A 23792-nucleotide genomic window follows, 5' to 3' on the forward strand; every position below is an offset into this window, starting at 1 on the left:
AGCGGCGCACTGAATATCACTTTCCTGAACGTTGTCTGATTGCAAGCTGAATCAAGCACGCTAAAATTGGGCTCATGAGTATTGGAACCGGAATTGTCCTTGTCGTGATCGGCGCGATTCTTACTTTCGCGCTCGATTTCCAAGTCGAAGGGGTCAACCTTGACCTGATCGGCTACATCCTGATGGGCGCCGGTGTGGTGACGTTCATCATCGGACTCGTCCTGACGCTGCGTAACCGCACCTCGGTTACCACCGTGCACAACGGCACCGACGGAGCCAACGGCTCCATCAGCGAACGTCGCACCACCACAACGCCCGACGAAACCATCTAACGACCACCACGTTCTGAACGAACGAAAGGCGCGTCCCGATTGCTCGGGGCGCGCCTTTCGTGTCTTCACGCCACGAAGGCGCGAACGTAATGACTAAGCGTCGACGATGTCGATCGCGTGCACGTAGCGAGCGTCAATGCGCTCGGCCACAGTAGCGAGAACATCAGCGGATGCCTGCGAGTCGACGGTGAGCACCGACAGCGCGTTGCCGCCTTCGCTTTCGCGCGCGATCTGCATGCCAGCGATGTTGATGTTGGCCTCGCCGAATTCCTTGCCGAAGACGGCAACGATTCCGGTGCGGTCTTCGTACATCATGACGATGAGGTGATCCGCGAGCGGAACCTCGATGTCGTAGCCGTTGATCTCGACGATCTTCTCGAGCTGCTTGTTTCCGACCAGGGTTCCCGAAACAGAAACCTGCGAGCCGTCAGCAAGCGAACCACGAATGGTCAGCAGGTTGCGGTATTCGGAGCTCACGACATCCGTAATCAAACGAACCGTGAGGCCACGCTGCTCGGCAAGAACCGGAGCGTTGACGTAGCTGACCGTCTCGGAGACCACGTTCGTGAAGATGCCCTTGAGAGCAGCAAGCTTGAGTACGTTGACATCGAATTCGACGATCTCACCGCGAACCTCAATATCGACACTGGTGAGCGGGCTGTCGGACAGACCCGAGAAGACCTGGCCAAGCTTTTCCATGAGCGGGATGCCGGGGCGCACGCTCTGGTCGATAACGCCACCAGCAACGTTCACTGCGTCAGGCACCAGCTCGCCACCGAGGGCGAGTCGAACCGACTTGGCTACCGAAACGCCAGCCTTCTCTTGCGCTTCAGAAGTCGAAGCACCCAGGTGAGGGGTGACAATGACGTTCTCGAGCGACAGCAGCGGCGACCCTGTGGGCGGCTCGCTGACGAACACGTCAAGACCGGCGCCGGCAATGCGACGCGACTTGAGTGCCGTGTAGAGAGCGTCTTCGTCGATGAGGCCACCACGGGCAACGTTGACGATGTAGGCACTCGACTTCATGCGAGCAAACTGCTCGGTCGAAATCATGCCCGTGGTCTCAGGAGTCTTGGGCATGTGGATGGTGATGAAGTCCGAACGCTCCAACAGCTCGTCGAGAGACACGAGCGTGACACCCATCTGCTGCGCACGGGCAGCCGTGACGTAGGGGTCATAAGCGATGATGCTCGTGCCGAAGGCCTGCATCCGCTCGGTAATGAGACCACCGATACGACCGAGGCCGATGATGCCGATGGTCTTCTCGAAAAGCTCAGTGCCCGAGTACTGCGAGCGCTTCCACTGCCCCTGCGCGAGAGCGCTGGAGGCAGCCGGAATGTGACGCGCGAGACTCAAGATGTGCCCGACGGTCAGCTCGGCGGCCGAGATTATGTTGGAAGTAGGAGCGTTCACAACCATGACACCGGCAGCGGTAGCGGCCTTGATGTCCACGTTGTCGAGGCCAACACCGGCGCGCGCGATGACCTTCAGGCCAGGCGCAGCAGCAAGAGCATCGGCATCCATTTGGGTTGCTGAACGGATGAGAACGGCCTGCGCATCAGAGAGCGCAGACTTCAACGCGTCACGGTCAGTGCCGTCAACGTTTCGAATCTCAAAGTCGGGCCCGAGGGCGTCAACTGTTGCGGGGGAAAGTTCTTCGGCGATCACGACGATCGGCTTAGCCACAGATCTGATCCTTCAATTCGCGGGGACTTCGCGCTAACACAACGAAGGCTGCTTGAGTAGACAACTACTGCAACTTTAGCGGCGACGGGAAGCCCTCGTTGCCATGTGACAACTCAGTGCGACCATAGAGCCATCATGGATGCCGTTGAGATCGCCCAGTGGGCGTTGCGAATTGCCCTCGCGCTGGCTTTTATCGCGATGGGCGTTAGCCACTTTGTGGCCGCCCCTTCCCGCACGATGCGGGCAATGATCCCGCCAGCACTACGTCAGAAGTGGCTGCCCTCCCCCGGCGCCCTCGTGACCATCACCGGACTCTGTGAGATCGCTGGCGGTCTGGGGCTTTTGTGGGAACCGGTGCGACTCATCACTGGAATCGCACTTGTACTGTTTTTGATTGCCGTGTTTCCGGCCAATGCGTATGCGGCCAAACATCCTGATCGCTTTGGCAAAGCAGCCCTACCATTCTGGCCACGATTCGCCGGTCAACTGGTGCTGATTGTGTTAGTCGTGCTGGCTTCGCTGTAAAAGTTTTGAGCCTGCCCCAACGAAACCGCACAGCGCTTCGTCTACCTAGGTAGGAGGAAATAATGCCCACGAAATCAGTTCTCGCGAAGGTCACCCCGCTGCTGGCTGCTGGCCTGCTCGCTCTCACCGCGTGCGCTGGTCCCGCAACGCCGGTCGGCTCTGATGAACCGCCGATCGGCAGTGGTCCGGGCCTCGGCGAAGAGCAGACCCCGGGCGACTCCATGCCTGTTGACGGGATCGGCGGCACCTGGATCTATATCGATGGCACCGACGGCGCTGGCGATCTCGCCACGACGGCCGAGGTCACCATCATGATCACCGATGACGAGATTATGGGTGCTGGAGCCTGCAACAGCTACAGCGCAGCCCTCACGGGCGAACCTCAAAGTTTCGCGGTGAGCGACCTCATATCGACTGAGCGTGCGTGCACCGACAACGAACTCATGGGTTTTGACGAACGCTACTTTGCGGCTCTGGCTGTGACGACAGCCGCTATTCCCACCGGCGGAAGCCTGGTGCTGCAGGGAGACGGCGTGAACCTCAACTTCATGCCGTCGAGTTCGCTGCCCCTGGGGTAAGGTTCTGCCCCCACACGGGGCTACGTGCACGCTCCCAGAACCCCCAGTTCACGGGCAGAGCGCTGCGCCAGACTGTTTTTCGGGGCCACATTCAGGATCGCGGTGGAACAATCAGATCATGGATCAGCGGTTTAGCCGCCAACTCGCGCTAACCCACTTTGGCGAGACGGCGCAAAAGAATTTGGCGCGCTCACGCGTGCTCGTGATTGGCGCAGGTGGCGTCGGCAGCACGGTCATCCCGTCGCTTGCTGCAGCCGGCGTCGGAACCGTTGGTGTCATCGACGACGACCGCATTGAGCTCAGCAATTTGCATCGCCAGCACATCCATCGACTCTTGGATGTTGGCCAAAAGAAGGTCATATCGGCCGTCGAACGTGTAGCCGAAGTCAGCCCCGCGACGACCGTTATCGCTATCGATGCGAAGCTCACCCCCGAGAACGCGCTAGAAATCTTTGCCGATTATGACCTCGTTGTTGACGGCAGCGATAACTTTCCCACCCACTATCTCGCTGCCGATGCCGCCGAGATTGTGGGCATTCCGCTCGTGTGGGGTTGGGCGTGCGAGTTTCTCGCCGAAGCCAGCATTTCGTGGCCTGCTCGCGGTGCCGGTTTTCGGGATCTGTATCCGTCGCCGCCCCCGTTGTCCGAGGTAGACACCAATGTGATGCACGGCATCTTCCCCGGTGCTGTTCTTGTGATCGCCTCAATCGTGACGAGCGAAGCGATCAAGGTCGCGGCTCAGGTAGGCGACCCCCTGCTCAACAAAGTCACACGTTTCAACGCATTTACTAACGAATTCTGTGTCGACGAGTATGAGCGGCAGACTGATGCTCCCGCGATCACTGAACTCTCGGACTACCGCCACCTCTGCGGTTATACGCCAGCCGACGAATGGCCAACGGGCTAGCTGCAGCGAGCTAGCGCTGCAGATCCGCCACGCGGTCGCGAATCGACCAACGCGCCCAACGAGCCCGGCTAATGCCGATCAACACGAGCGCGATACCAATGATGAACGCGGCGATGCCGAGCACGTAGATGAGCACTCCGCCCCATCCGTCCGGCCCAGAGGGCTCCAAGAACGGGTAAGGGAACCAACCGTCGAGCAACCCGCGCACGATCGTGAAGGCCAACCAAGCGAGCGGATAGATGATCACGATGCGCACGTCGCGCATCCGCAACACCGGGCGTGACGGCGACAACAACCAGTCGAGCAGCAAGAACAACGGCACCCACACGTGGATGATTTCGTTCGGCCATTGAACGCCAACATAACCGTCGTCGGGCAGCCCCCGCAGCAGCACGTTGTAGACAACAGCCGTGACGACCGCATACGAGACGACGGATGCCCGCAGCACTCCCAGCAGCGTCGACTCAACGTGCCGGCGCACCGCCACCAGCCCGCTCAGCGCAAGAATCACAACGTTGATCAGACTCGACTGAATCGTGAAGTAGCTGAAGTATTTCACCGCCACGAAGTCATTGTGAATGGATTCGTCGATCACCTGAGTGGCGATGCTTGCCAGCACGAGGGCCGAGGCAATCAGCCGGAGTACGCCGACGAGCCGCAGCACTTTCGGCGGTCCGCCCACGAAAGCGAAATCTCGGGGTCGGGGGAACTTGCGCTGCACATTCGTCGTCACTCCGACAGACTAGTCTGCAGACGCCGGTTCGACAGAGGAGCTCAGCATGCCATTCACCGATTGTCACGGGAATGAATTGCGCAGCCTGCCTCTGGTCTACCGACTGGATCGCGACTTTCAGGTTGCCGAGCCGTTTTGCTGGCGTGACCCTCGCCCCGGTGGCGGAGTCTTCGAAGTGCCGGCGCACGACCCTTCGCTGCCGCCGACCGAAGGCAACAGCACCGATTTCGCTTCCGTGCCGCCGTTTCTCTGGGGGCTGATCGCGAGCTATGGCAAGCAAACGCTTGCCGCGATTCTGCACGATCATCTCACCCACCAAACCCGGCTCGCTCCCGTTGAAGACCGACTGGCCCTGCGCCGTGTCGCCGACGAAACCTTCCGCGTCGCACTCGTCGATAGCGGAGTGCACCAGTTGCGCGCCCGCGTCATGTGGGCTGCGGTGGGCATCGAACGCTACGTTCACCACGGCGGCGTGCTCGGGTGGCTCATCGTCGCTCAACTCGCACTGGGCATTCTGGCGCTCATCGCGGCCGTCGTGCTTGGCGTTCTCCTCCAGCCGCTCTGGTTGTTGCTCGCAGCGACCCCCGCTGCGCTGGCACTGGTCTGGGGCAAGAACGCGGATCTCGTTCTAGCCTCTACCTATTTGGGTGCGCTGTACGCGCCCCTTGTCGCGGCCGCATTCATCGGTTCCCGTCTGGAACAACTTCTCGCGACCGTCATCTGGGTCGGAACAGGCACTCCCGGCCCCGCCCCCAAGGCCGAGCCGACTCTGCGGTGGCCCGATCACGGTACGACGCTGCCACCCGCCTAATCGCGCTGCTTGTTCCAGCGAAAACTACGCCGTCGGCACTTCGCAGTCTTAACGCACAACGGCCGCCCCGCAGAAGCGGAACGGCCGTCGTAGTGACTAGCGAAAGTTAGCGTGCTGCTGAACCGTCGGTGTAGTCGGAGTCTTGCTGCTTCCAAGCGAAGAGCGCACGCAGCTCCTTGCCGGTTGCTTCGATGGGGTGGTTCTGGCCCTTTTCGCGCAGGGCGAGGAACTCAGCTCCGCCAGCATCCTGGTCCTTGATGAAGCGGTCTGCGAAGGCACCCGACTGGATGTCTGCGAGAACAGCCTTCATGTTTTCCTTGACCGAAGCATCGATGACGCGGGGGCCCGAAACGTAGTCGCCGTACTCAGCGGTGTCCGAAACGCTCCAGCGCTGCTTGGCGATGCCACCCTCCCACATGAGGTCAACGATGAGCTTGAGCTCGTGAAGTACCTCGAAGTAGGCGATCTGCGGCTGGTAGCCAGCCTCGATGAGTGTCTCGAAGCCGTACTGAACGAGCTGCGAGGTTCCACCACAGAGAACAGCCTGCTCACCGAACAGGTCGGTCTCGGTCTCTTCGGTGAAGGTGGTCTTGATGCCACCGGCGCGGAGTCCGCCGAGTGCCTTCGAGTACGACCATGCCATGTCCCACGCGTGACCGGTGGCGTCGTTCTCCACAGCAACGATGACGGGAACGCCACGGCCAGCTTCGTACTCGCGACGAACGGTGTGACCCGGTCCCTTGGGAGCTACGAGGATGACGTCTACGTCAGCAGGAGCGTCGATGTATCCGAAGCGGATGTTGAAGCCGTGTCCGAAGACGAGGGTGTCGCCCGCAACAAGGTTGTCCTTGATATCGGCGGCGTAGAGGCCACGCTGGTGCTGGTCGGGCGCGAGGATGACAACGACGTCAGCCCACTTCGCTGCTTCGGCGCTCGTGAGCACCTCGAACCCGGCGTCGGTTGCCTTCTGGATGCTCTTCGAGCCCTCCTTGAGGCCAACCTTGACCTGGACGCCTGAGTCGCGCAGGTTCAGCGCGTGGGCGTGGCCCTGCGAGCCATAACCAATAACGGCAACCTTCTTGCTCTGGATGAGGGCGAGGTCAGCGTCTTTGTCGTAAAAGATCTCGGTCACAGTAGTGATTCTCCTTTGTTGTTGTTCTGTTAGTTCTTGAAAACTCGGTCGGTGATGCTCTTCGAACCGCGGCCCATGGCCAGCAGTCCGCTCTGAGCAATTTCTTTGATCCCGTAGGGCTCGAGCACTCGGAGGAATGCTTGAATCTTGCCCGAGTCCCCCGTGGTTTCGATGATGAGCGCATCGGATGCGACATCGACCACACGGGCACGGAACAGGTTTACCGCTTCGAGAATTTGTGAGCGCGTCGTGTTATCCACGCGCACCTTGATGAGCAAGTGCTCGCGGGTAACCGACTGGTCAGGGTCGAGTTCCACGATCTTGATCACGTTGATGAGCTTGTTGAGCTGTTTGGTGACTTGCTCGAGGGGAAGCTCGTCGACATCCACCACAACGGTGATGCGCGAGAGACCCTCGATTTCGCTCGAGCCAACAGCCAGCGACTGGATGTTGAACCCGCGACGGGCAAAAAGCCCAGCGACGCGAGTGAGCAGACCTGGCTTGTCTTCTACCAGCAGGGAAAGTACGTGACCCATCGCTCTACTCCTCTTCCCACTCGGGGGCGTGATCGCGCGCATACTGCACGCTTGAGTTTCCGACGCCCTGCGGCACCATCGGCCACACCATTGCGTCACGGCTGACGACGAAGTCGATCACCACGGGGCGATCATTCGTGTCGAGCGCGAGCTGGATGGCGGCGTCGATTTCTTCCTTCTTCGTGACGCGGATAGCCAGGCACCCGTAGGCATCCGCCAGCTTCACAAAGTCCGGAATCATCACCGTGTCATGACCGGTGTTGAGGTCGGTGAACGAGTGGCGTCCGTCATAGAACAGCGTCTGCCACTGGCGAACCATGCCGAGGCTCGAGTTGTTGATGATCGCGACCTTGATCGGGATCTTGTTGATCGTGCAGGTGGCAAGCTCCTGGTTGGTCATCTGGAAGCATCCATCGCCATCAATCGCCCACACGGGACGATCGGGGTTCGCAACCTTCGCGCCCATCGCTGCAGGCACGCCGTAACCCATGGTTCCGGCACCGCCAGAGTTGAGCCACGAGTTGGGGCGTTCGTGCTTGATGAACTGCGCAGACCACATCTGGTGCTGTCCGACACCGGCGGCGAAAATGCCATCCGGCCCAGTGATTTCGCCGATGCGCTGGATCACGTATTGCGGCGACAGCAGCCCGTCATCAGGTTCGGTGAACCCGAGCGGGAACTGATTGCGGAGCGAGTTGAGGCGCTCCCACCACGCAGTGTAGTCAGGTTTCGTCGTAACGCTCGCGTCAGCAAACGCTGCTGTGAGGTCAATGATGACATCTTTTGCATCGCCAACAATAGGAACCTCAGCGGCACGGATCTTGCCGATCTCAGCCGGGTCGATGTCCACGTGAACGACCTTCGCGAGAGGCGCGAACTCACTCGGCTTGCCCGTGACGCGGTCGTCGAAACGAGCGCCGAGCGAGATGAGGAGATCAGACTCTTGGATTGCGAGAACGGCAGGCACAGAGCCGTGCATTCCCGGCATCCCGAGGTTCAGCTCGTTGGAGTCGGGGAACGCACCGCGCGCCATCAGCGTGGTCACGATGGGGGCGCCCACGAGTGTCGCGAGTTCAAGCAGTTCAGCTGAAGCGCCAGAGCGGACAACGCCGCCACCCACATAGAAGACGGGGCGTTCGGCCTCAGCCAGCATTTGCGCTGCTGCCTGAACCTGCTTGCCGTGCGCCTTCATGACCGGACGGTAACCAGGAAGGTCAACCTTGGGCGGCCAAATGAAGGGGGCGGATGCCTGCTGGCAGTCCTTCGTGACGTCAACGAGTACCGGACCAGGGCGGCCCGTTGTCGCAATGTGGTACGCCGCCGCGATAGTTGCCGGAATGTCTTCCGGCTTCGTGACGAGGAACGAGTGCTTCGTGATCGGCATCGTGATTCCCGAGATGTCGACCTCTTGAAAAGCGTCGGTTCCCATCGAGGTCGAAAACACCTGACCGGTGATCGCGAGCATTGGCACGGAGTCCATGTGGGCATCCGCAATCGCCGTCACGAGGTTCGTCGCTCCCGGACCCGACGTCGCAATGCAGACGCCGAGCTTTCCGGATGACGAGGCGTAGCCCTCAGCAGCGTGACCAGCACCCTGCTCGTGGCGAACCAAGATGTGACGAATGGCGGTTGATGCCATGAGTTCGTCGTAGAAGGGCATGATGGCGCCGCCGGGCAAGCCGAAAACGTCTTTCACGCCCAGCTTTTCCAGACTGCGCAGAATGGCACCTGAACCGGTCAAGATGTCCGGTGTCGTGCTCTTCGGCCGCGGTGCGGGTTCAGAGGACATGTGTGAATCCTTTTATGTGAATGGTGAGCTGGCGCTAACTGGTGACCGCACCGCGAGCGGCGGACTGCACAAGTTTCGAATACTTGGCGAGAACGCCTCGCGTGTAACGCGGAGGGAGTGGGGCCCAGCCTTTTCGGCGGGCTTCGAGCTCAGCTGAGTCAACAAGTAAGTCGAGCGAGCGAGCTGCGATATTGACCCGTATCAGATCACCATCGCGCACGAAGGCAATAGGACCTGCGTCTACTGCTTCGGGAGCTATGTGGCCGATGCACAGCCCGGTTGTGCCGCCTGAGAATCGCCCGTCCGTCAAGAGTAGTACATCTTTGCCGAGTCCAGCGCCCTTAATGGCCGCAGTGATCGCGAGCATCTCGCGCATACCCGGTCCACCCTTGGGACCTTCATAGCGGATGACGACTACCGAACCAGCCTCGATCGTGCCGGCGGTGAGAGCATCCAGAGCTTCACGCTCGCGCTCGAAGACCCGTGCAGGGCCCTCAAACTCAGAGAGGTCGAAGCCTGCGGTCTTCACGACAGCGCCCTCGGGAGCCAACGAACCCTTGAGGATCGTGAGGCCACCGGTGGGGTGGATGGGGTTGTCCAGAGTGCGCAAAACCTTGCCATCGAGAGGGTCAATATCCATCTCGGCGAGGTTTTCGGCAACGGTCTTACCCGTCACGGTGAGCGCGTCACCGTGAATGAGGCCCGCTTCGAGCAGCGCCTTCATGAGAACGGGGAGTCCGCCGTGACGGTCGACATCGTTCATGACGTACTGGCCGAATGGCTTGAGGTCAGCAAGGTGCGGAACCTTGTCGCCGATGCGGTTGAAGTCGTCGAGCGTGAGCTCAACTTCAGCTTCGCTGGCGATCGCCAGAATGTGCAGCACAACGTTGGTCGAGCCACCGAGAGCCATCGCCACGGTGATCGCGTTCTCGAAAGCCTTCTTCGTCATGATGTCGCGCGAGGTGATGCCCTTGCGCAGCAGGTTGACGACGGCTTCGCCCGAACGGTGCGCAAAATAGTCGCGACGACGGTCGGCGGATGCGGGGCTTGCCGAGCCGGGAAGGCTCATTCCTAGCGCTTCCGCGACGCTCGCCATCGTGTTGGCGGTGTACATACCGCCACAGGCGCCCTCGCCGGGAGCGAAAGCACACTCAATGCGCTTGGCGTCAGCTTCGCTCATCCGGCCAGCCTTGACGGCGCCAACAGCCTCGAAGGAGTCAATGATCGTGATGTCTTTTTCGGTGCCATCACTGAGCTTGACCCAACCAGGAGCGATTGAGCCCGCGTAAACGAATACGGAGGCGAGGTTGAGTCGTGCCGCCGCCATGAGCATTCCGGGCAGCGACTTGTCGCAACCAGCGAGCGTTACCGAACCGTCGAGGCGCTCGGCCTCCATGACGACCTCAACGGAGTCAGCAATGACCTCACGGCTCACGAGCGAGAAGTGCATGCCTTCGTGGCCCATGGAGATACCGTCAGAGACGCTGATGGTGCCGAACTGCAGCGGGTATCCCCCGCCGGCGTGAACGCCCTCTTTTGCGGCCTGAGCGAGACGGTCTAGCGACAGGTTGCACGGCGTAATCTCGTTCCACGAGCTCGCAATACCAATCTGGGGCTTATCCCAGTCGGCATCACCCATGCCGACAGCGCGAAGCATTCCGCGCGAAGTAGTGGCTTCAATCCCGTCGGTGACTGTGCGGGAACGTGGCTTGATATCGATCGAATCACTCTCAGACATGCTTCGAGTTTAGGGCGTACCGCTACATCAGTTTGCGCGCGCCGATACCACGGCTAGACGCTTGTCGGCCAGAACAGTCAAAAGTTCTGCGATTTCCGCTATTCCCGCGACGCGCAACCGGGCGACGGATGGCGCATCACCGACGCGCACTCCGAGGTCATCTGGCCCGAGAACAACCAGCGCATCCTCGTCAGTCGTGTCATCGCCGGCAAAGAAGACGGCATCGGCCCCCACGTAGTCCCGCAGGCGCGCGATCGCATCGCCCTTGTTGGCATCGTGGATAGCGAACTCGATGATGTTCTTGCCAAAACGAGTGGTGAGGCCCGGGATCTCGGCTTCAACCCGCGCGACCGACTCGGCTGTCAGCCGTTCTGCGTCTTCTGGCGACGTCATGCGAACGTGCAGAGCACGACCGGCCGGCTTTATTTCGACCCACGCACCCTCAGCGCTAGCGGCCAGCTCGTGCGTCAGCGCATCGAGGCGTTCAAGAGCAGCGGTATTTTCGGCGCTCATCGGCAAATGAGAGTCGCCCTCGTCGAGCCGGTATTCCAGACCGTGCGAGCCGCCGAACAGCACCCGGTCACCGAGATGCGCGACGTGCTCGAGGCTATCGAGCGCGCGACCAGAAACGAGAGCCACACGAGTGTCGGCGAGGTCGAGCATCCTCACCAACTCCTTTTGGGCAGCAGGGATGGCTCGGGAATCCAGCGGGTCATCGACTTCAGGCGCCAAAGTGCCGTCAAAGTCGAGAGCAATCAGGAGCGTAGGCGCCGAAACGAGGTGGTCAATGGCCGCCTCTATTTCGGGGGCAGTCGAGTACTTCACGGGCGTCTCACTCGCTTTCGTTCGATGGTCCACTCGACCTCTTCGGCCATTTCGAGTGGGGCAATACGGCGGTGACGATCAGAGCGCGTCGCCGCCAAGTTCTTCAAGAACGCATTCGACCAGCGCTCCACATCATGTTCAAGCACACGCTTGCGCATGGAACGCATCCGCAGTGCCCGATCAGCCTTGGGCATGTTGATGGCCTTCATCATCGCGTCTTTCAAACCGTCGATGTCGTGCGGATTAACAAGTAGTGCCTTGCGAAGCTCTTCTGACGCTCCCGCGAACTCACTCAGGATGAGTACACCATCGTTATCGAAGCGCGCCGCCACATACTCTTTCGCCACGAGGTTCATGCCATCACGAAGCGCCGTCACGAGCAGAACGTCTGCGGCGAGGTACAGCGCGACCATCTCCTCGCGAGGAAAACCCTGATGTAGATAGTTAATCGGCGCGTGGCTCAGCGTGCTGAACTCACCGTTGATGCGACCAACAGTTAACTCAATCTCATCGCGCAAGTGCATGTAGGCCTCAACGCGTTCGCGGCTCGGGCTCGCGACTTGAATGAGCGCAACATCGCCGACCTCGATCGAGCCATCCCGCAACAGTTCGCCATAAGCCTTCAGACGGTGGCGGATGCCCTTGGTGTAGTCAAGACGGTCAACACCGAACATAACCGTTTTCGGGTTACCGAGCCCCTTACGGATGTCGCGAGCACGTTGCTGAATCGCGGGATCGCGCGCCAGTTTTTCAAAACTGCGAGAGTCGATCGAAATCGGGAAGGCTTTCGCTACGACCCGACGAGTCGGCTGCCCCTCAATCGTGACCTCAATCGCCGGATTCTTGGTCGGATGATTCGTGAGACGGCGAACGGCTGACGAGAAATTCGAAGCATCAGCGGAGCGCTGAAAACCGACGACGTCGGCTCCGAGCATGCCCTCAATGATCTGGGTACGCCACGGAAGCTGCGCAAAAATCCCGTAGGGCGGGAACGGGATGTGGTTGAAAAAGCCAATCGTCAGATCGGGACGCATTTCGCGCAGCATGCGCGGCACGAGCTGGAGTTGGTAGTCCTGAACCCACACGACAGCACCCTCGGCGCTGTTGGCGGCTGCGGCATCCGCAAATCGCTTATTGACCGTTACATAGTCGTCCCACCACTCGCGGTGATAGGCCGGTGGCGCAATGACATCGTGGTAGAGCGGCCACAGAGTGTCGTTGCTGAAGCCCTCGTAATACTCCTCAATATCTTGGGAGCTCAGCGGCACCGGAATGATCTGGATGCCGTCTTGATGAAACGGTTCGATCTCGAGATCGGGGCGACCAGCCCACCCCACCCAGGCGCCGTCGGCCTTCTGCATCATCGGCTCGAGAGCCGTAACGAGACCACCTGGAGAACGCTTCCAGCTCAGTGACCCATCCTCTTCAACAGTGCAATCCACTGGAAGTCGGTTCGAAACGACAACGAAGTCGTACTCGGACGGGGAAGAATCATTCTTTGCTTCCATCATGTAGTTACGTTACCAGCGAGGCTTGCCGAGTGGCTGAGGGTGACGTTTCGAGGCGAATACTTTTCTCGCTAGAGGGCTCGAGAATCGGCCGCCGACAGAATTGCTGCTGTCGCGGTCGATTTTCGTATCCGCTTCACTGACAGCACCGACAGCGCAACACTCACCAACCCGAGAGCGAGCAGTGCGATCGCAGCGGTGATCGCAGATTGCGCGCTTCCGCCAGAAAGAATCGAATACATCCCGTCAACCGCATACGTCAGCGGCAGGAACGGGCTCACCGCTTGGAACGGCGCGGCAAGGGTCTCAATCGGATACACCCCGCCCGTCGACACCAGCTGGATCGCCAGCAGGAATAGCGACACCACAAGCCCCGCCTTGCCGAGGGCAGCAATCAGCAAGTAGTGGAACGCCGCAAACGACAGCGCCATCAGAAGGGCGAATCCTGCCGTAGCGGGCGCCAAAGCCCAATCGACTCCCACCACCACATGAAGCAGCAACACCAGCAGTACCGCCTGAACCACCGTGACGATGGATGCCCGAATCAAGGTTGACGCCACGATCCGACCATCGCGCGCCGTGGACGACAGCGAGCGATACGACGGCAGACTCAGCACTAAGAACACCGCAAGCGCCCCCAACCACAGCCCCAAGGGGATAAAGAAGGTCGCGATGGCCTGAGCCGGCTCTGTTACCTCGTTATCGGTTGTGACAGCGAGGGTGATTGGCTCAGAAACAATATCCGCATTAGAGGTTGTCTCGGTCGACTCATCGGTGCCCGGAACAAGTGCGGCCCCCTCGCTCAAACCAGTCGCGAGTTCGCCGGCACCCGATGCGAGCCCTTCAGCTCCCTCGTTGAGCGCGCCAGATCCGTCAGAGAGAGCGGACGCTCCCGACGCACTCTGAGAGATGCCGTACTGGATGCCGCCAACGGCATCCGAGGTTTGCGTCGACAGAGTGGCTCCGCCCGCATCCGCCTGGTTAAGGCCATCGACGACAGCCTGTAGCGTGCCCTTGAGTTGCGGGTCGGTGAGTTGCGCTTGAATGGCCGGGTTGATCGCCGCCAGGGTTGAGGCGAGTTGAGAAACGCTCGAGGTGTACTGACTCACTCCAGAGCTGAGCGACGAGAGGTTGCCTGCTCCATAGTTGAGATCAGAGAGACCCGAAGAGAGTGAATCTACACCTGTGGTGTACGTGTCGAGGCCGCTGGAGAAGTCCTTCGCACCATCTGACAGTTCCGTCGCTCCGTCAGCGGCATCGGCCAGTGCTCCCCCGAGCTCACCAACGCTCGCGTAGATGCCATCGATGTACTGCGAGGTGATTGCCCGACCGAAGGTGTCGGTCATGGATTGACCGACGACCTGTGCCACAGATCCGGTGAGGTAACTGTGCGAGTCGTCAGTGTGGATCGAGATTTGTGCCTGAGTGGGTTCCTCGGTCGACAGCGACAGAATTGACTCTGAGAACTCGGCGGGCACGGTCAGGATCGCATAGACATCTCCCCGGGCGAGGGCATCGTCGGCGTCCTCGGAGTTGGTGATCGTCCACTCAAAACCGTCGGCGCCCGTGAGTTCGGTCACCAATTGGCGACCAGCGAAGACGATCTGTTCGTCGCCATCGGTGGTGGTCGTTGTTTGCAACTCATCATTATTAACGAGCGCAACCGGGATGTTGTCGATCGCGTTGTCTCCGTCGCCCGCCGCGGCCACGAACAGCCCGGTGAAAGCGAGCGGCAGCACGGCCACGGCCGCGAACCCAATGACGGTCAACCATCGCCGGCGCGGCATTGTGACAGGCGGCACGGTGGGAGTCTGTGAGGCGCTCATCGAAGGAGTCCTTCCGGTGCGAGCAAATAGAGGTCGACGACGATCACGTTGCGTTCCCCGCGATCGATTGAGCTGGCAAGAGTGACGGGTCTACCTGTACCAAAAAGCAGCGTCGTGCTGGTGTCAGCAAGTCGGGTTATTGCGGTCAAAAACGCTGCCTCGTCTTCGGCTTCTGCGAACTGATCGAAGCGATCAAAGAAGACAATCTCGGTGCCTTCGGATAGCCCGACTGCCGCCAGTGCCACCGATCGCTCTAGTTGCGGCAGGGCGTTGACGTTAGTGTCGGCCGTCACGCGAACAGTGCGACGAGCGGTGACATCGCCAAGAACCTCATCGACCCGCGCTATCCAGTCACGCACTTTCGTCGCCGTATGTGGCGTGTGCTGCCAGCGTTGTGTCATTTCGATTCGCTCGCGCAGCATTGCCCCGAAGGATGCGGCATCTTCGCTGTAGGGCGTTCCGGCAACTTCCGCGAGCGCCACGCGCTTGTTCACGTGGTCAGCATGAGACGGCAGCGGATACCCCGCAACCTGAACCATTCCGGAGACCGGCGGCATGATGCCAGAAAGCGTTGCCCCTATGAGGCGACGATCGTGACGGTCCCCTGACGCGATCACGAGAGAACCACGAGGTACCGCTAGGGAAATAGGACCGAGCTTCTGGCGGTCGTCGCCGGCAATGAGGTATTCGGCGCTCATCGCAAGTTCCGTCTGAGTCGATGCCCAGTCAAGTTCGTGGCGGTGCTCGCGCAACTGCTCCCCTTCGATGTCCACGTTGGGAAGGAGTCTGTTGAGCCACCCCGGCAGCCACCAGGCGGCGTTTCCGAAGAGTGCCATCAGAGCGGGAACGAGAGTCATGCGCACCAAGAAAGCGTCGAAGGCGATACCCACAGCAAGACCGAGCGCAATGGGTTTAATGGTTCCGCTGCCCTCGGGAACGAAGGCGAAGAAGACAAAGAACATGATGAGCGCTGCGGCCGTAACCACGCGGGCGCTGCTCGCAAACCCATGGCGCACCGCGCCCATCGCATCGCGGGTCTTCACGTACTCTTCGCGCATTCCCGACACCAAGAACACTTCGTAGTCCATTGCGAGCCCGAACAGCACTGCCATGAGCAAAATCGGCATGAAGCTCAGGATGGGGCCAGGGTTTTCCACGCCAATCACGTCGGCAAACCATCCCCACTGGAAGACGGCAACAACGACGCCAAACGAGGCAACGACGGAAAGCAGGAATCCGGCGGCCGCCTTCAACGGCACCACCACCGAACGGAACACCATCATGAGTAGCACGACAGAGAGCCCGACCACGATCAGGCCGAACGGCACGAGCGCATTACTCAATCGGTTTGAGATGTCGATGCCGACCGCTGTTGTTCCCGTCACGAAGCTCTGGATGTCGTACTTGCGCTCCAGTTCCGGGGCAAGATCACGGATGGTCTGCACGAGCGCTTTTGTCTCTTCCGAATCGGGCGAACTCGAGGGCGTCACTTGGATGATCGCGGTGTCGAGTCCCTCATCCGGAAAGCCCTGGGAGACGAAATCAACGTCGTCAAGTTTCTCGAGGTCAGCGGCGATCGATTCGAGGTCATCCTGAATGTCGATAGTTTGCGTGATGTCGAGAGCAACCACGAGCGGTCCGTTGTAGCCGGGCCCGAAGCCATCGGTCACAAGATCGTAGGCGTCGCGCTGCGTGGAACCGGCTGGCTCAGAGCCGCCATCGGGCAGGCTCAGTTGCAGGCTGGCTGCCGGAATGGCGAGGGTGCCCAAAATGGCAACGACGGCAATCGCCGCCAACCACGGGTATGTCGTGACGCCGCGCACCCAGCGGGCGCCCATGCTCTTGCTCTCATCGGCGGATGCCGTGAAGCGACGCTGTGCACGAGATCCGTCCTTGGGGACCAGCCGCGCCCCCGCAAACCCCAGCATTGCCGGCAGCAGCGTCGTCGCAACTCCCATGGCGATGAACACGGCGACCGCCGCACCGATACCCATGACGCTTAAGAAAGGGATGCCAACAACGAGAAGCCCGAGCAGCGCAATAATCACGGTGACGCCCGCAAACACGACCGCGCTTCCCGCTGTGCCGACAGCCATCGCTGCCGATTCCTCTGGCTCTTCTCCGTGAGCCAATTGGGCTCGATGGCGGGACACGATGAACAGGGCATAGTCGATGCCGACCGCGAGCCCGATCATCAGAGCGAGCAGCGGTGCAGAACTCGACACTGTCGTAAACGCCGAGAGGATTGTGATGAGCCCCATCACGATGCCGACACCGATGAGAGCGCTCAACAGCGGCATCCCCGCAGCAAGCAACGAACCGAAGGTAATCACGAGCACAAGAGCCGCGAACACGACGCCAACCACTTCAGTCACGGTGACGCCAAACGAGGTGTCTTGAAACACGAGCCCGCCATATTCCACGCGTAACCCGGCATCCTCACCGATGCTGGCGGTATCGACGAGTTCTTCAACGGTGGCTTCGGTCACGTCGGTAACTGGTCCGTCAAACTGCACTCGAATAATCGCCATGTCGTGGTCGTCAGAGATTGCTTTTCCGGCGTACTCATCGAACGGGCTCACCGCCGAATCGACGCCGTCGATGCGATCGATGGCTGCTGTAATGCTCTCGATAACATCTTCGGAGGCCTCGATGCGTGATCCATCTTCAGCGACGATTACGGCGGTGGCGGATGCCCCAGCCACCGAAGGGAAGACCGACTCGAGTCGGTCAAGCGCCACTTGCGATTCGGTGCCCGGAATCTCGAATGACTCCTCTGTCTGCCCGCCAAGAGCAATTCCACCGCCGAGCGTGCCCGCAACGAGAAGAAACCAGACCACGAGTACACGCCACGGGTGCCGATACGAGAATCGGCCAAGTCGGTAGAGAAGAATTGCCACGGTGCTCCGGTTCTGGTGGGCTGCGCTGGTGCGGCTAGTTGCGCCGGTGAGATTGGTTGCGCTGGGTGGTGAGGCTCAGCGCCAAGCAGTTAGTTGCTGCGAACAGGAGCGAGCAGTTCGCTCATGATCGCGATGAGGGCTTGACGAGTGTCGTCGTCAGACTCGATGGGCAATGAGAGGTTCTCTGACGTGCAAAGCAAGTAGGCGGAGCCGCCGAGCGCGATCCCGAAGCGCATAGCGTCGTGGGGGTGTGATGTCGTCGCAGCAAAGACGTGCGCGAGTCTGCGCACAATGTCGTTCGCACGCTCGAGCACAGCTACCCCGACGAGCGAAGGCCCCTGATTGATGAACATGTGTACTTCTTGGCGACAGTCGAAGAGAAAGTCGACGAACTTGGCGAGGAAGGCTTCCCGCTTGTCGGGCTCCATCCCGCTGGTCTCGAGGGCGCTGACGAGAGAGCCGAGCCTTTCTATGGCGGGTGTGACGGCGGCTTCAAGGAGCGCTTCTTTAGAGGTGAAGTGATACAGAACGCTCGACTTAGAGAGCCCGGCGAGTTCAGCGATACGATGAATCGATGTTCCGGTGTAACCGGCAATAGAGAACTCGGTGAGCGCGATGCGTTGAAGCTGTTCTTGACTAGACACCCCATGAGCCTAACTGACCGATCGGTCAGGCGTCACATCCGCTGTGCTCTGTCAGCCAGAATTCGGCACTCCGCCGAATTCGGATGCCGCGCCTAGCGCCGGGTAGCCGCTTTCAGATTCTCACGCTAGCGTTGGAGAACACCAACCCACGGAGGAAAACATGCGCAAGTATTTGTTCAACGGCAGTCTCCTCAGTGCAGTCGCGGGCGGCTGGAGCATCTTCCAAACCACCAAGCAGGGTCCGCGCGACTGGCGCCTCATCCTTATGTGGATCAGCTGGGGACTCACGATCGCCATCGCCATCGGAACGATCGCCAAAGAAGCCAGCGACTCCTACGAGCTCGAAGACTAACGACGCGAGCGGCGCCAGGGCCGCTCTAGGCCAGTGAACGCTTGCCGCGATGCTTGGCCGCAGCCTCGACGACGCCACGGAACAAGCGGGCATCGTCTTTGGCATCCTCTTCTGGATGCCATTGCACAGCGACGCCAAAGTCCACGCTCGGCAATTCAACGGCCTGAATCACGCCATCGTCACCCCGCCCCGTGACAACGAGCCCGTCGGCGAGGGTGTCGATCGCTTGATGGTGGTACGACTTGACCGCCACGGAGTCATCACCGCCCAAGAGCGCCGACAGAGTGGTATCCGGTTCAACCGCAACGTCGTTGACCAAGAAAACGCCACCGCCTGCGCTGTAGCGAGTGGAGCCGATCACGTCGGGAAGGTGCTGAATGATCGTGCCGCCCAGAGCGACATTCAAGATCTGAGCGCCGCGGCAGATTCCGAGGAACGGCACGTTCTGCTTGATAGCGGCACGCACGAGCGCGTCCTCGAGGGCGTCGCGATCCTTGCGTGGCACGTCTGTCGTCGGATGCGGATCCTGACCGTAACGCGCGGGGTCTACGTCTTTGCCACCCGTGAGAATTAGGCCGTCAAGCCCCTGCACGATTGATGCAGCGATGTCGTCATCGACGGGCTGGGGAGGCAAGAGGACTGCGATGCCACCGGCATCCGTCACTGCTTCGAAGTAGATCTTCGGGAGGAACGATGCGGGAAGATCCCAGACGCCGGTCTGGGCTTGCTCAAGGTACGACGTGAGACCGATGATCGGTCGCGAACTGGTGCCCATTGGGCTCCTCCCCATCGAAGAAATAGAACGTTTGCCCCCAAAGGATATAGGGCGCACGGCCCGAAATGTTGCTCCCTGAGTGTCGTACTCAGGTTCGTCACGTAGTTTTGCTGACTTACTCGCCTGTCTAACCGCATCGAAGCGGTTTCGGCCAGTTGTGCTGTAGTCCGCACCAATCGTGCATTTGTCTCGCTCTTCCCCACGCCTCACCAGCGAGAGCGACACGCTTCGACCAGATTGTGCCTTCCCCTGACTCAGCCGCACCCTTCTGAAACAAACCAAGGAACGCTGTTGAAACGAACAATTACCATGCTCGCCGTAGGGGCGCTCCTCGTTGGCGGCACTGTTCCCGCTGCGGTCTTCACCTCTCAGGCTGACGACGACGTATTCCTCGCGAACGCCTCGCCCCTCGCCGAAGCGGCAGGCTCCGCCTCAGACGACACAGCCAATGATGATGTGCAGACGTTTGCCTCGCCTGCCACCGGTCTTCCCGCTCCAATCGTTCGTGACAGTTATGACGTCGAGCAAGTACAACAGCAAGTAGTGGTCACTGCTGCGGGCCTTTCTGGAACCGTCGAGCTGTTTCCCGCCGACGGTGAGATCAACGATGGTTTCGGATACCGCGGCGAGGGCGAATTCCATGGCGGCATCGACATCATGGCTGCCGAAGGATCCGACATCATTGCGGCATCCCCCGGCACAGTCGAGAGCGTCACCTACGGTGGCGGCTGGGGCCGTCACGTCATCATCGACCACGGCAACGGCATCAAAACTCTCTATGCCCACATGATCGAAGGCTCAGAAGCAGTCGTTGCTGGCCAGTGGGTGGCGGCGGGAACCGTGCTGGGATCAGTCGGCAATACCGGTTATTCCACTTTTCCCCACCTCCACTTCGAGGTCTACGTATTCGACACGCGCGTCGACCCCATGCCGTGGCTGCCCTAACCCCGACGCTGAATCACGCCGGGGCAGGACCACGCTGATTACGTGAGTTGAGCATCCATTCGGCGTCGCACCACGATCGCGGCGCCACCGAGCACAATCATGCTCAGAGGCAGCAACCACCAGGCGCCGGCGCTACCGCTACTGCCCGTGTACGCAAGAGTGGGCAGTTGAGCGGTCACGGCGTCAGTAGAGACGCAATCGGCACTGCTCGGCACGTCAAACCCGAAAACGGGCGGGTCGCCCCAGTCGAATTCAAGACCGTTGGGCTCCACCACCTGGGTAGTGACGAGCACCGAACCGGATGCGGCGACCGGGTACGTTCCGGCCACGATGCCTGCGACACCATTCACCGTGAAGGTAACGAGCGCGGCGTCATACCCTGCGGCCACACCGAGCGTGTAGCTACCGCTGACAACGCAGCTCGCTTGCGAGAACGTTACTGCCGGCATCACGAGACCCAAGGTCACCAGGTCACATTCAGGGCCGAATGGATCGAGCTGTGGATTGAGTTCTCCGGTAAAGAGCATCGTGGTTGAACCACCGGCTGCCCGGATTGCGGGGTCAACGGCGGGGAACTCGGCACCTTCGACTGCTGTTGCCGTGACGCTGTAGTCCGCCGGGCCATCGGGGTCGCTAATCTCACCCCAAGTGGCGTTGACCACGGAACCCAGAATCACTCGTTGCGGCGCTTCACACGTTGCTGGTTCAAAACTCACCGCAGCGGTCGCCACCATCGAATCGCCAACTTCAGGGCAACTCAAGGTCTCTTCGGCCGTGAGTTCGCGAGAAGTTTCCGAGCTGACCCCTTTCACCTTGATCGAGCCATAGAAAAACGAGCTCACGGTCGTGATCGTCGCGTAGCCGTCGCCGCTAGCGCTGGGACACACAACCTCGGTCGAGCGTTCATCCGTCATCGATGCACACAACGAGCTGTCGTCACTGGCCACAATGAACGAGGGCGTCTTTTCGTCGAAATCGCCCGTATCGTTCACGTCTGGCCCGAGGTCGCCCTCTGCCACGAGCACGGGTTGCGGGCCTTCTTGCAAGACCCAACCGCTCGGATGGCTAGCGCTCGCAACAAACTTACAGACGTAAACCTCAGTCGCTGGAGGGTCGCACGCGCGCAATTCTTCAGCAGAGAGGGGACGCGTGCTCTCTACCTGCGTCACGCTGACCTGAGCACTGCCGTAGAACAATTGTGTTGACGTCGTGACGTTAACGATTCCGCCATTTTGCTCAGTAGGACATATAAGCTCTTCGTCGACGCGCACTTCGGTGCGGGAACAGAGGCTCGCATCGTTACTCGCGACCACGAACGAGGGCTGACGATCATTGAAACTGCCCGTGTCATTGACGTCGTTGCCGAGCGCATTCTCGCTCACGTGAATGGGCTGTTTACCTGATTTGAGTTGGTAGCCCGATGGCGAGTTCTCGCTCGACACAAACTTGCACACCCAGACCTTCACGTTTTTCTGCGGGCGGGATTGCGGTGCGGGCTGAGCCGAGCGAGCAACTGCCGCTACTGGCGCCACATCAGGAGACTCTTCGCTAGGCGCGGCGGTTGTCGGCTCGGGGGTTGGGGACTCTGGTGCGGCTTCAACGACGGGCTCGTCGGGGGACGCCGGCACCGATGTTGGTTCGGCAGAGGATGCGGGAGCTGGAGCTTCGGGCACCACAGGAAGGGTGTCGGCGATGGTTTCGGTCGCCGTTGGGTCGTGGGCGGGTACTGCATCATCAGCAAATACGGGTGCGGATATTCCGACAAATGCACCGGTCATAAGGGTGATGCTGGCGACTGTCGCCAGCAGTTTCTTAATGAACATGTGTGGCAGCTTTCTACAGGGGGAATGCATTTCGGCGCATCCGCACGCAACTGCAGAATCGGAGCCGCCATTGGCTCACGACAGGGAGTACGAGCGCATTCACGGGGGTGAACTGCGCCGCTGGGAGTGATTCGGGTATCACCTTCTTCGTCACCATCGGGGGTTGACCGGAGCGGGCCGGTCTGGTGTGTCCAACAAATTAGCATGTCCCCCTTTAGGAGGACAGTAGACGTATTTGTTGGTCAAAATTCTGCGATCCCCGTTCGCAGTGTGAGCCGCTCCTTTCTTAGTCTCGAGAAATTCACTCGCTAGGCTGAGGCGACTGAGCGGAGACCCCGATGGCCACTTCACGCACGATTGCGATTACGGGCGCCAACTCGGGAATCGGGCTCCGCGCCGCCGCACAGCTTGCCGCGGCCGGTCACACGGTGCTTGCCCTCTGCCGTGATGCAGAACGTTCCAGCATCGCGATCTCGGCAGCTACCGGCAACGCCCAGAACGTGCGAATCGTTCAGACAGACCTCTCCAGTCCCACCTCGATCCGCAGAGCAGCCGACGAAATGAAGGCCTACGGCGCTCTGGATGCCCTCATCAACAACGCGGCGATCTTCGACTTGAGCCAGAAAACAGCCGCATTCACCGCTGAAGGCAACGAGTTGTTTTGGGCAACCAACCACCTCGGACCTTTCGAGCTAACGGCACGACTGAGCCCGCTTCTCGCTGCAGCGCCGCAGCCCCGCATTGTGTTCATCGCGAGCAAAGGTCTCATCACGATGCCTTGGCTCCAGATTCGATTCGACCAACTTAATTCGGCCACCGGGTACAGCCCAACGAAGGCGTACTACCAGGCCAAACTTGCGCAGGTAATGACGGCCACGAGCCTGGCCGAACGCGTGCCATCGAATGTGGGTGTGAGCTGCATCCGTGTACCCGCTGTGAAGCTGGATAGTGCACGTCTTGCAGCGCAGCCCGCTCTGCTGCGCGCGCTTTATGCCCCCAAAAATGCCGCCGCTGCGACTCCCGAAACACTCGCCGCGACCTACGTGCGAGCAGCAACACGCTCTACGCCGCAGGATGGCGTCTACATCGACGAAAATGACCACGCTGTCCCCATTCCGCGGAGCGCTCGCGACGGCGCTGCACGCGAACGCCTGTGGGCTCTGAGCGAGCATGCCGCCGGCGATGTCGAGTGGGCTTGGTAGCGACGCACTGCAGACGGAAAGCGGCGAGCACTAGGTGCGCGAGAGCGTACCTGCGCAATAAACGAAAAACCCCATGATCGTAAGGATCACGGGGCTTCTCTTGCTGTGCACCCCCCCGGACTTGAACCGGGAACCCACTGATTAAGAGTCAGTTGCTCTGCCAATTGAGCTAGAGGTGCGTGGCTTGGTTTTCCCTCTCAGGGCAACCGAGGAACAACGTTACCA

At 60.3% G+C, this 23792-nt stretch carries 21 protein-coding genes and 1 tRNA gene; 8 read left to right on the forward strand and 14 right to left on the reverse strand.

The genetic code is table 11. The features are described 5' to 3' along the window. Window positions 1-74 precede the first annotated feature (74 nt). The gene (locus tag I6E56_RS04305) at window positions 75-332 is read left to right on the forward strand and encodes a DUF6458 family protein (protein WP_197136273.1); all 258 of its coding nucleotides are present in this window, start codon (window positions 75-77) and stop codon (window positions 330-332) included. A gap of 93 nt (window positions 333-425) precedes the next feature. On the opposite strand, the gene serA is transcribed toward I6E56_RS04305, so the two are convergent. Then, a complete protein-coding gene (gene serA, locus I6E56_RS04310; protein WP_197106140.1) occupies window positions 426-2018 on the reverse strand; it encodes a phosphoglycerate dehydrogenase in 1593 nt (530 codons plus the stop codon). A 135-nt stretch (window positions 2019-2153) separates the two neighbouring features. Here serA and I6E56_RS04315 point away from each other — a divergent pair, with 135 nt between their 5' ends. The 3 genes from I6E56_RS04315 to I6E56_RS04325 all read left to right on the forward strand — a co-directional run bounded on the left by I6E56_RS04315 (window position 2154) and on the right by I6E56_RS04325 (window position 4028). Continuing rightward, the gene (locus tag I6E56_RS04315; RefSeq protein WP_231606237.1) at window positions 2154-2543 is read left to right on the forward strand and encodes a DoxX family membrane protein; all 390 of its coding nucleotides are present in this window, start codon (window positions 2154-2156) and stop codon (window positions 2541-2543) included. A 62-nt stretch (window positions 2544-2605) separates the two neighbouring features. Beyond that, complete coding sequence (locus I6E56_RS04320; protein ID WP_197136274.1) at window positions 2606-3121, forward strand: META domain-containing protein; 516 nt, start codon at window positions 2606-2608, stop codon at window positions 3119-3121. A gap of 118 nt (window positions 3122-3239) precedes the next feature. After that, the gene (locus I6E56_RS04325) at window positions 3240-4028 is read left to right on the forward strand and encodes a HesA/MoeB/ThiF family protein (RefSeq protein ID WP_197136275.1); all 789 of its coding nucleotides are present in this window, start codon (window positions 3240-3242) and stop codon (window positions 4026-4028) included. Window positions 4029-4038: 10 nt separating this feature from the next. Here the strand turns inward: I6E56_RS04325 and I6E56_RS04330 are convergent, their stop codons facing one another. Continuing rightward, complete coding sequence (locus tag I6E56_RS04330) at window positions 4039-4761, reverse strand: Pr6Pr family membrane protein (RefSeq protein ID WP_197136276.1); 723 nt, start codon at window positions 4759-4761, stop codon at window positions 4039-4041. A gap of 46 nt (window positions 4762-4807) precedes the next feature. On the opposite strand from I6E56_RS04330, the gene I6E56_RS04335 reads away from it, so the two are divergent. Continuing rightward, the gene (locus tag I6E56_RS04335; protein WP_197136277.1) at window positions 4808-5572 is read left to right on the forward strand and encodes a DUF1353 domain-containing protein; all 765 of its coding nucleotides are present in this window, start codon (window positions 4808-4810) and stop codon (window positions 5570-5572) included. Window positions 5573-5678: 106 nt separating this feature from the next. Here I6E56_RS04335 and ilvC read toward each other — a convergent pair whose 3' ends face one another. The 9 genes from ilvC to I6E56_RS04380 all read right to left on the reverse strand — a co-directional run bounded on the left by ilvC (window position 5679) and on the right by I6E56_RS04380 (window position 18470). Further along, the gene (ilvC, locus tag I6E56_RS04340) at window positions 5679-6704 is read right to left on the reverse strand and encodes a ketol-acid reductoisomerase (RefSeq protein WP_197136278.1); all 1026 of its coding nucleotides are present in this window, start codon (window positions 6702-6704) and stop codon (window positions 5679-5681) included. 29 nt (window positions 6705-6733) lie between these two features. Further along, window positions 6734-7240, reverse strand: a complete 507-nt coding sequence (gene ilvN / locus I6E56_RS04345) for an acetolactate synthase small subunit (protein WP_197106147.1) — start codon at window positions 7238-7240, stop codon at window positions 6734-6736. 4 nt (window positions 7241-7244) lie between these two features. Then, window positions 7245-9029 carry an acetolactate synthase large subunit gene (locus I6E56_RS04350; protein WP_197136279.1) on the reverse strand — a complete coding sequence of 595 codons (1785 nt, stop codon included), beginning with the start codon at window positions 9027-9029 and terminating at the stop codon, window positions 7245-7247. 34 nt (window positions 9030-9063) lie between these two features. After that, on the reverse strand, window positions 9064-10767 hold the full coding sequence (ilvD, locus tag I6E56_RS04355; protein ID WP_197136281.1) for a dihydroxy-acid dehydratase: 1704 nt from the start codon (window positions 10765-10767) through the stop codon (window positions 9064-9066). 27 nt (window positions 10768-10794) lie between these two features. Continuing rightward, window positions 10795-11592: a trehalose-phosphatase gene (gene otsB, locus I6E56_RS04360; RefSeq protein ID WP_307842760.1), complete on the reverse strand. Its 798-nt coding sequence runs from the start codon at window positions 11590-11592 to the stop codon at window positions 10795-10797. Then, window positions 11589-13103 (reverse strand): alpha,alpha-trehalose-phosphate synthase (UDP-forming), encoded by a 1515-nt coding sequence (gene otsA, locus I6E56_RS04365; RefSeq protein ID WP_197136283.1) that lies wholly within the window; start codon window positions 13101-13103, stop codon window positions 11589-11591. Before otsA ends, otsB begins: the two co-directional genes overlap by 4 nt. 68 nt (window positions 13104-13171) lie before the next feature. Next, the gene (locus tag I6E56_RS04370; protein WP_231606238.1) at window positions 13172-14926 is read right to left on the reverse strand and encodes a YhgE/Pip family protein; all 1755 of its coding nucleotides are present in this window, start codon (window positions 14924-14926) and stop codon (window positions 13172-13174) included. Then, window positions 14923-17826, reverse strand: coding sequence for an MMPL family transporter (locus tag I6E56_RS15280; protein ID WP_197136284.1), 2904 nt, complete (start codon window positions 17824-17826; stop codon window positions 14923-14925). The genes I6E56_RS04370 and I6E56_RS15280 overlap by 4 nt, the downstream gene beginning before the upstream one ends. 89 nt (window positions 17827-17915) lie before the next feature. Further along, the gene (locus I6E56_RS04380; protein WP_197136285.1) at window positions 17916-18470 is read right to left on the reverse strand and encodes a TetR/AcrR family transcriptional regulator; all 555 of its coding nucleotides are present in this window, start codon (window positions 18468-18470) and stop codon (window positions 17916-17918) included. Between the two features lie 160 nt (window positions 18471-18630). Here I6E56_RS04380 and I6E56_RS04385 point away from each other — a divergent pair, with 160 nt between their 5' ends. Beyond that, the gene (locus I6E56_RS04385) at window positions 18631-18822 is read left to right on the forward strand and encodes a hypothetical protein (RefSeq protein WP_197136286.1); all 192 of its coding nucleotides are present in this window, start codon (window positions 18631-18633) and stop codon (window positions 18820-18822) included. A gap of 25 nt (window positions 18823-18847) precedes the next feature. On the opposite strand, the gene I6E56_RS04390 is transcribed toward I6E56_RS04385, so the two are convergent. Then, a complete protein-coding gene (locus tag I6E56_RS04390; protein ID WP_197136287.1) occupies window positions 18848-19597 on the reverse strand; it encodes a gamma-glutamyl-gamma-aminobutyrate hydrolase family protein in 750 nt (249 codons plus the stop codon). A gap of 291 nt (window positions 19598-19888) precedes the next feature. Here I6E56_RS04390 and I6E56_RS04395 point away from each other — a divergent pair, with 291 nt between their 5' ends. Further along, a complete protein-coding gene (locus I6E56_RS04395; protein WP_231606239.1) occupies window positions 19889-20542 on the forward strand; it encodes a M23 family metallopeptidase in 654 nt (217 codons plus the stop codon). 38 nt (window positions 20543-20580) lie between these two features. On the opposite strand, the gene I6E56_RS04400 is transcribed toward I6E56_RS04395, so the two are convergent. Continuing rightward, entirely contained in the window at window positions 20581-22365 is a 1785-nt protein-coding gene (locus tag I6E56_RS04400; protein ID WP_197136288.1) for a hypothetical protein, read from the reverse strand. A gap of 338 nt (window positions 22366-22703) precedes the next feature. Between I6E56_RS04400 and I6E56_RS04405 the strand changes: the two genes are divergently transcribed. Continuing rightward, the gene (locus tag I6E56_RS04405; RefSeq protein WP_197136290.1) at window positions 22704-23567 is read left to right on the forward strand and encodes an SDR family NAD(P)-dependent oxidoreductase; all 864 of its coding nucleotides are present in this window, start codon (window positions 22704-22706) and stop codon (window positions 23565-23567) included. Window positions 23568-23673: 106 nt separating this feature from the next. On the opposite strand, the gene I6E56_RS04410 is transcribed toward I6E56_RS04405, so the two are convergent. Further along, window positions 23674-23746 (reverse strand) — tRNA-Lys (locus I6E56_RS04410). Between the last annotated feature and the right edge of the window lie 46 nt (window positions 23747-23792).

The sequence above is a fragment of the Salinibacterium sp. NK8237 genome (assembly GCF_015864955.1).
Lineage (GTDB): Bacteria > Actinomycetota > Actinomycetes > Actinomycetales > Microbacteriaceae > Rhodoglobus.